General features: G+C 64.0%; 2 protein-coding genes. One reads left to right on the forward strand and one right to left on the reverse strand.

Going from position 1 to position 9,686, the window contains the following annotated elements; translation table 11 throughout:
* The coding region (locus tag ACRDSQ_RS28795; RefSeq protein WP_431425363.1) for an RHS repeat domain-containing protein at window positions 1–6,201 on the reverse strand (6,201 nt) is incomplete at its 3' end.
* Between the two features lie 163 nt (window positions 6,202–6,364).
* Here ACRDSQ_RS28795 and ACRDSQ_RS28800 point away from each other — a divergent pair.
* On the forward strand, window positions 6,365–9,686 hold a 3,322-nt coding region (locus tag ACRDSQ_RS28800), incomplete at its 3' end, for a hypothetical protein (protein WP_431425365.1).

The raw sequence follows: 9,686 nt of genomic DNA on the forward strand, positions 1-9,686 counted from the left end.
CTCCAGGGTCGTCTCAACACACGCGCCGACATCCCCGGTGGTCGCACATTTGTAGCCCTGCCTGATGGGCTCGACGAAGATCGCATCAACAAGGTCGGCGCCAGTCATGCCGGTGTCGAGGTACCCAAGTGCTTGCGCTTCGGCGCAGAAAGCGGTCGGGCTCGAGTGACTTCCCGAGCACCGCCGATAAGCCCAATCCTTGATAGCGAGCCCGTACTCGTTATCCGCATAGCTGCGCCCACCCGGGCGGGCGAGTTTCAGCTCCCCGAAAGTCGGGACCGTCTCCTCGGCAATTTTCGGCTGACGACTCCGCAGGGTGTTTTGGCCACTGGCAAGGTATTTATATCCGGCGTACTGCCGGTCCACGAGACGATTGTGAGTGCCAACCGGGTCGATATCCCACCCTCGACCTTCGTACGCACAAGTCCCGACCCCGCACTCTTGGTACAGGCCCGTGGGGTCGCTGTAGGTGATCGGGTTGTTGTTGGCGTAGGCGTAGCCGTTCCAGGATTGGGGGTCGGCGGTGACCATGATGGGGTCGACGCTGATGAAGCGGCCGGTGTCTTGATCGTATTTCCGGGCGCCGATGTCGGTCAGACCAGTGGCTGTGCTGTGGGGTTTGTCGAGGAAGCGGTGGGTGTCAGGCCAAATGGACGGCTGGGTGCCGCGGGGCTGGCCGTAGGGCGTGTTGGCGCGCCAAGTTGGGGTTTGAGCGGTGTTGTTCAGCGCGAGAGTGCCGGTGTTATGGCGCGTGGCGAGTTCGTAGCTGTAGTTGACACCGGATCCGGTGCGGATGGCTTGGGCTCCGCCGGGCAATGGATAGAAGCGGCGACCGCTGACGGTGTTGGTGCTGGTGTTGACGACGAGTTCGGTGTTGTGCAGGTAGAGCGTGGTGGCACCGGGGTCGCGGCGTAGAAGTTGGTTTCCGTCGGCGTCGTAGGCGTAGCTGGTGGTCGATGACGGTGTGGCGACGGTGTTCACTCGACCGGTCGGAGTCCAGGTCAGGTCCTGGTTGCCGTCGGGAAGACCGCGCGTACGGGTACTGCCCGCGTTGTCGTAGGTGTAGGTCGCCGTCGCGGCACCGGGACCGGTGGTGGTGCTGGACTGCAGGGCATGAGGGCGCACCGCCCCTGCCCCGGAAGTCGGGTATGTGTAGGTGGTGACGGTGTCGGCGGCGCCGCCCAGGCCATGCTGAGTTTGTTTGGTGCGGTTGCCAACGGGATCGATGTCCCAGTCGGTCCAGTACGCGCCGCTGTCGGCGATGCCGGTACCCACCGTCGCTCCGCTATTGGTTGCAGGATCCGCCGCACAGGCGTCGGTCGCCGTCCAAGCCTTGCGGAGCCGGATCAGTGTGTCATAGCGATAGCACTGGGTCTCGGTCGCGCCGGCGAATCGTGAGGTGGTTTCCCGCAGGACATTGCCTGCCGGGTCGTAGCCGAAGCTGGTTCGTTCGACTTCGAGCGGGATTCCTTGAGCCCGCGTCAACCAGGTTTCGTTGATCCTGCTGTTGTGCGGATCATAGGAGTACCGAAGCGTGGTTGTCGGACTGGCATTGAATTGGATTGAGTCTGGGCGACCGAACCCGTCGTAGACGATCTTCTTGAGGTATGAGGTGAACCCGGAAACACCTGTCAACAGGTCGAGTCCAGCGGTGTAGGTCAGGCCGACGGATTCGGGAGGCAGACCGCCGTGGGCGGGATACTGGGTTCTTGTGGGCAGGCTGAGGGTGTCGGCGAAGAAGTGAGTGAAGGTGTAGGTGCCAGCGAGTGCGCCTTCGTTGCTGGGAATCACGGTCGTGGTGTCGAGCGGCTGACCGTGTTTGGTAAATCCGAGAGTGCTCTTGTGGGTGTAGGCGTAGCTGGTTCCCGCCTGCTGTGAATAGCTGGACGAGGCGGTCAGCTTCCCCACCGCGTTGGGCATTGTTGGGGTTACGCCGTCACCGTCGTAAGTCCACGACGCAAGGGTGCTGCCGTCGCCCGTTCGTTGCAACTTCTTGCGACCGAGCGCATCGTAGGTGTAGGCCAAGACCTGACCAATGGCATCGGTGGTAGTGGCGACACGGCCGGCATCGTCATATGTCGTAGTGCTGGTACCAGCGTCGGGATCGGATTGACTCATGACCTGTCCGAGCAGGTCGTAGCTGGTAGTCCAGGTGTTGCCCGACGGGTCGATGCGCTGGTGCAGTTGGCCTTTGTTGTTGAAGGCGAATGTCGAAGTGTGCGCTGCGCCACCGGTGATCCGGTGAATCCCGGTGAAGGTGTTCGCGGGCATGACAACCTGTGGGGAGGTCGTGTACTGGTGCAGTGCGGTTGTCCGCCCGAGCGCATCGGTTTCAGTGGTTGTGACTGTGGAGCCCGCTGGCGGGATCACCGTTGTGCGGTCACCGTTGTAAACACTCCGGGTAGAGGTCACCACAGCATCCATGTCCATTGACTGGGACACGATCGTGCGGCCGAGACCGTCGAAGGTGAGTCGAGTCTGGTTGCGGATCTCGTTCTGTGGGCTGATAACCAGGTCAGGGCCGGGGAAGTGGTTGGGATCACCATCCCGATAGGTGTGGTACTTCTTGTAGGTCCAGCCGTGGCTGTCGTACATCGTGTTGGTCAGAAGCCTCCCACCTGCCGGTGATGGGGACTGGGTTTGCACTTCACGCAGCAGCGAGTCGTAGATGACGTAACTGGTGTTGTAGCCCTCGAACTCGTTGAGTTTGTTGGCCTGAACCGCGCTGCGCGCGACTTGTGACATCAGGTAGCTGAACTTGATGTCGGCCGGTTTGTCCGTGGTGCGCCCGGCAATCCAGCCGGCGGTGAGCCTGCCGAGTGCGTCGTACTGCCGGGTTGTGGTGATGTTGTTGGCGTCGCTGGTTCCGACAGTGAGACCACGACGGGTATTGAACGTGCTGGATGTCTTGTGTCCCAGCGCATTGATGGTTTCGACCTTGGTCGGTTGTCCAGTCGCGGGAGTATATGCGGTGGATGTCTTCTGGCCGATCGCGTCGTAGACCTCGACGGTCCTGCCGTAGCTTTCCTTCACGGTCGCCGTGGCCGTTTTGTATATGTAGGAACCGTTGTAGTCGACAGCGGACCGGACAACCGAGACATCACCCCGGGTGGGCGCGGCCTGAGGCCACGCGGGCGCCGCCGGCTGTGGCCACGTGCGGGCGAGCATCGGGTTGTCATAGAACGTGCGCGTGTTAGCGATAACGTCGGCCGGTCGGTTGACATTGCTCGGCGCGGTCAGCGCGTTGGTTTGGGCAGGGGTGGGAGCTGAGCCACCGTTGGAGGATTGGCCGCCGCAGGGTTTGGCGAGGACTTCGACCTCGGCGACCAAGCCGACCAGGTTGAGCGCGGTGTTCGACGGCGCATAGGTCGCCACCGTGCAGGTCGACTGCGCCGGCTGGGAGACATCGCCATGGCTGTAAGTGAATAGCAACAGGCCGGTGGTGACGTCATGCGTCTCATCGGTCTGGGTGATCCGCCATGTGGTGCCGGGGCCGCTGGTGATCGCCTGCCGCGACCATGTCGTCGAGGTCCTGCTGTAGTTGGCGGTGAGCGGAGCAAGGCCGGTGCGCGCGCGGGTGGCAGTGGCAGGGGAGAGCCAGTAAGAAGTGATCGTGGAGTTCTCGACCGGGCCCCCGTCACCGAGGTAGGCGGTGGATTCCAGGGGCCTACCCCCGAACTGCGCCGTGTCACGGTGTTGACCGCCCTGCGAGTCGGTCAAGACGACGGATCGTGAGGCACCAGCGGGGAGCGTGTCTCCGTCCATACCTTGGTAGTAGGTGGTTTCACTGAGTGTCTTGGGTTCGCCGTCAGCCCCGGTGCGGGTCTGTACCTTGGCATAACCGCGCCACTGACCCCACGTGCGGTCTTCTGGCTTGACGACCTCGTTGTCGTCGTAGTGCCAGGCTGGGCCGGTGAAGGTGTAGGTGGTGCGCACCGCCGGGTTGGTGCCGGTGTTGTCGATGTGGTTGACCGCGGTTACTGCGTACTTGCGGAACCAGTCGACGATTGGCGCTGTGCGCCCAGGCGGTGTCCATTTCACCGGGAAACAGCGCGATGTGTTGGTCGATGGTTCGGTGGTGACTGGGCCGACGCAGTCGCTTTGCGGGGAGTACTCCACCGAGATGCCCGCGCCGGTTTCGGTGGTGATATTGCTGATGCGGTGCCGGGTGTAGGCGACCAGACCGTCGTTAGGTGAATTGACCCGGTTCGGCAGGGCGATACTGGCAAACGACGTCGAGGGCAATGTGATGGGGGCGGTCGAACCGCCCGCGCTGGTGTCATGCCCGGTACGTGCGATGTTCGCCAGCCACAGCGTGGGCTTGGTGGCGTTGCCGGTCGTTGGGATGGTCTGGTTCAGCGCATACGAATCGATAGTGGCGTAGGTGGCGGTCGCCGCGGTCCACTGCTTGGTGGTGATCGTGGTCAGACGCTGAGTCGACCAGAATGATGGGCTCCGCGTCGCACAGGTGGCACCGGAGGCGCAGTTGAGGTCATAGGGAACGTCCGGCCAGTTGACGGCCGTGCTCGCCGACAGCGGACTGCACGTTCCGGACACACACCGGGGCCCCGCGGTGAACACGACCTGGTTGGGCGGTGTGTTGTACGCGTTGCCGTTGGTGAAACCGTACTCGATCTTCGTCAGGTAGCTGTCACGGTGATAGGAGACGTTCTGCGCGCCGTTGTTCAGGCCGTAGTAGTTGACGCTGCGCAGATAGTGGTACGCCATCGCGTGGCTGTGAATGTCGGTGACATAGTCAAGATTCCACCGGTAGCCCATCCTGCACTGCGACGCACTGAACCCCGCGGCGTTGTAGCACGGATCGCCAGGATGCGCGGAGAAAACAGGAACCGACGCCACGGAGTTGGTCTCATCTTTGCCCGGAACCCAGCCTGGCAACCGGTTGAGTCCGAAATGGAAGGTCGAACCATGACGGTCGAGGACCTTCCAGTAGGACGTATTGTAGGAGCCGTTCCCGTTGCCGGAATTGACAATCTTCGTGATCACCGCGCCATCGTCATCGGCCGAACGATACTGGCCTTGGCTCACGTCCCATACCAAGGCGCTGGTAGAGCCGTTGAGCGACAAGGTCAGAATCTCGCCTGAGTAGCAAAGATCGTTTGTGGCAACCGGGGACGGTTTTCCACCCGGGGAGTCCGCGCAGGACACGAACGACTGCTCGATGAACGATGAAGGCGTGTTCCAACCGTCACCGACCCACGACGACTGCGACGTTGTTGACGCGGTCTTGCCGTCGACCGACCCTGAGTCGTAAGACAGACCGAACTCCGGCACCAGTGGCGACGCACCAGGCGGGACAGTAATCGGATAGCTGTAGGTGAACGATCCCGACTGGGAACCCCCGGCCCAGGAACCCGCTGCCGACATGCTCGTCGCCTCGAAGCTGCCGCCACCTGTGGCAGGATCGGAGGCGGCGACCGCAGCCAGCATCATCGGCTGGTTCGGCTGCATCTCGACTGGAGCCGACACACTTTTCTTGGTCGTGTCGTTGGTCGAATCGAGGGGAATTTGAGCGCGGCATTCAGGCTTGTCGGGGGTGGTGAGCGCGCACTGCGGGAGCTGGGTCAGGCGCAGGCGCGCGCCGTAGTCACCGCCGAAGGCGTCGCCGAATTCGGCGTAATCGACACCGACCCTGGCCTTGCCAGCGGCCTCGGCGGTGGCGGTGACCAGCACTCCGGCGACCCCGGTCTTCGCCGTGACGTCCGGGTCGGCGAGTTCGATCTTGGCTTTCACCTCACCGGCCCGGGATTCCAGCCAGACGGGGCTGCCCTGCAGGTAGGAACGTGCCGTGGTCGCGGTGATCGTCGCGACGTTGGCGGCCGGCCAGGTGACCTTGGCGGGCGTGGCCTCGGACTTGGCGTCGTCGTGCGGCGCCGGTCTCTCGGGAACGGTGACGGGTGTGACCGTCTTAACTGCCTGGGTCTGCATCCGGGCCATGAAGTCGTCCTCGGCGATGCCGAGCAGCTGCGGCACGAACGAAAGCGATGACGCGCCGAGTGAGACAACGAGCGCGCCGAGCAGCCATAACCGCCAAGTGGCGAGCGTGCGCGAGCGAAGACGTGCAGCAATCACGTGGGCCCCCAGGTACCGTGCGCCCGCACCCCTGCGGACGAAACCTGGCGAACTCTGCCAGAAGATCTCGTACTCCGGGTAGATGTGAACATCACAGGTCACGGCCACCGAATGGTTGATAGCCGGTGGGGTACCGCCCGTGTATGTTCGCCGCGCCGGGCCGCATCGTTGCGGCAGGCCCTGGGGGCGTTCCGATCATGACACCGCGCTGTGTTGCGCGGGGCTGGCGCGCGCCTGTGGTTGAGGAACGGGATGTGGGGAGTCATCCGATATGCGCACACCGAAGAGCCGAAGAGCCCTGGCCGCGTGGACCGCCGCAGCCCTGCTGGCGACCATGGTCGCCACAACACCGACCGCGGCGCAGGCGCAACCCGCGCCCACCCAGGCTGTCCCGGCGCCGCTGGGCGCGGCGGCGGCCATCGCCCAAGCCAAGGCGACCGGCAAGCCAGTGGTGGCTGACGCGCTGACCATGGCGAACAGCCAGACCATCGCCAATCCCAACGGCACCCTGACGTCGAGCAATGCGATGCGCCCCGTGCGCACGCGACGCGGTGACACCTGGGTGAACCTGGATCCCACCTTGTCGCGCAGGGCCGACGGGCGGTTCAGCACCGCCGCCACCCCCTCGGGTGTGTCCTTGTCCGGGGGCGGTGACCAGCCCATGGCGATCCTGTCGAACAAGGCGCAGACGGTCAGCCTCACCTTCCCTGCGCCCCTGCCCGCACCCACGGTGTCCGGACACACCGCCACCTACGCGAACGTCTTCCCCGATGTCGACCTCGTCGTCAACGCCACCAAACACGGCGATTTCTCCCACACCCTGGTGGTAAAAACCGCCGGCGCAGCCAAGAACCCGCGGCTGAAGTCCCTGCGGATCGGCGTAACGAGCCCGGGACTGAGCACCACGGCCAACCAGGACAGCAGTCTCACCCTCACCGACGCGGCGGGCCGCGCCGCTTACACTGCCCCGCCCGCCCTGATGTGGGATTCCACCCCACCACCGGCCGAAGCGACAGCGGCGACCAACCCGTCCCCCGAACTCACCGACATTGCGGGCGGCTCGCCGCTGGACGCGAAGACCGGCATGGCTATGCGGTCCACCGCCACCGCGGCCGGGATGGCCGCACGCACCGCCCCGGTCACCGTCACCGCCGACCGTGACGCGATCACCCTCGTGCCGAACGAATCGATGCTCACCGACCCGAACACGGTGTTCCCGGTGATGATCGACCCGACGTTCGTGCCGAACTACTGGAGTCAATACGCCGCGGACTGGACACAGGTCCAATCCGGCAAGCCGGACTACAAAGGCTGGCACCAAACCGGCCCCGCTCAGATCGGCTACTGCGGTTGGCCCGGACCCGCCCCCGACTACTGCAACGGGATCGATGACGTCCGCTCGTACTTCCAGTGGGGCATCCAAGGATTTCACGGCACCGCGATCTACAGCGCGAAGGCCATCTTCACCCCGACCTACGCGATCAACTGCAACAGCGGTGTCCACCTCGACTGGACTAACGCCATCGGTGCGGACACCAGTTGGAACACCATGCCCGGCGCAATCGAGACATTGGCCGCCCTGCCCACCTGCAACGGACTCAGCTATGACGTCAAGGCCCAAGTGGTGAAGGCGGTCAACAACCGGAGCAACGTCGCCACGTTCAGACTGCGCGCCGCCAACGAAGACACCACCGACGGGTGGAAGAAGTTCCAACAGGACAACGCGACACTGGAAGTAACCTGGGATGTCAAGCCCGTCACTCCCAACAGCCCGTACACGTCGCCGATCATGCCGTGCACGAACGCCACGCCCTACCCAGGCATCGGTAAGACCGACGTGACTCTTTCGCTGCAGACCTCCAATGCCAGCGACAACGTCAGCAAACCACTTGATGTTGTATTCACCGTGAAGAAGCTCGGCACCAGCCAGGTCATCACCAAGACCACCACGGTCGCGGCCAGCAACCGTGCCGTCGTGGTGCTCCCCTATACCCAGTTCACCGACGGCGACTACACCTGGTCAGCCACCGCAACCGACGGTTGGCTCACCTCCGGGCCGTCCACCACCTGCACGTTCCATGTGGACACCTCAAAGCCCGGCGCGCCGACCATCGCCTCCACCGACTATCCGAACGCCGCCGCGGGCAAGCCGATGCGCACACCCGGCAACTTCACCTTCAGCGCCGGTCCCGGTAACCCCGCCCCCGCGAAGTACCGCTACCAACTCAGCGGCGGCACCCCAGTGACCGTCAACGCCACCAACGGCACTTGGTCTGGGCCTATCACCGCGACCCGCATCACCGGCCACACCCTGACGGTGCAAGCGCTGAACTCCGTCGGAACCGTCGGACCTACCGCGACATGGACAATCGTCCCATCGCCACTGGCGACTCCTGACCCAACGGGCGATCTAAGCGGCGACGGCAAACCAGACATCCTCACCATCGGTGGAACCGCAGGAACCGCACCCGGTCTGTGGCTCACCCCCGGCAACGGCGGAAACCAACTCCTGACCCCCTACAACATCGGCATCCGCGGCACCGGGCTGTCCACCTCGTCCGGCAAGCCCGCCGACTGGAACAACACACTGCTCACCAGCGGCTACTTCAGCGAGTCCGGCCTCAACGATCTCATGGCCGTACTCCCCAACGGCGACATCCTCATCTACACCGTCCCCGGCGACGGCTCCGCACTGCCAACCCATGACGTCAACACCGTCCAAGGCATCGCCAGCGACACGTTGTATGACCCCAATTTCACCCCGGTCAAACCCGCGAACAATATCACCATCAAGCAGATCGTGACCATGGGGCATCTCCCCCAAGACACCGCCGCAGGCACCGTAGGCCCCGAATTCCCCGACCTGTTCGCCGTGGTGGACAACGCTGGCAGCTACCAACTGTGGTGGTTCGAACATCTCGACGGCATCGGCAACTACCAGATGCCCGCGGTCGTCTTGGACTCGACGATCAACTGGTCCACCAAAACCATTTCCGGCACCACCCGCGCAGGCAAGCCCGCCTTGGTAGTACGCGACAAGACCACCGGACAGGTCGACCTCTACAGCACCAACTGCACCATCGACTGCGCCAACACGAACTGGTTCACCGACGCCACCAAAACCGTCGCCCGACCCGCGGCCAGCGCGCTCAACGCCACCAACACCCCGGTCGTCACGAGCAGCGACACCAACAACGACACCCATCCCGACCTCTGGGGCATCAGCGCCACCGGCGCGGCCAGCTACGGCGCGGGAACCAGCACCGGCACCTTCGCCGCACCTGCCGCAGCCGGGACCGTCATTCCCCCGGTGACCGCGAACCTCCGCCCCATGGGTGCGGTCAACTTCCGTAACCCCGCCACCAACCAAGACGAAACCCACGTCTACGCGGCGAACGCAGCCGGGCAACTGCTCGACTACCAGAAGATGCCCTCAGGCATCCTCGGCCCACCGACCATCATCGGCACCGCCGGATGGAACGCCTTCACCCCCTTCGGCATCGTCGACTGGAACCACGACGGCTACCCAGACCTGCTCACCCGCCACGACACCTTCTGCACCGAAGACGTCTTCCTCGGCAGCGCCACCGGAT

Source organism: Actinokineospora sp. (assembly GCF_050699995.1).
Lineage (GTDB): Bacteria > Actinomycetota > Actinomycetes > Mycobacteriales > Pseudonocardiaceae > Actinokineospora.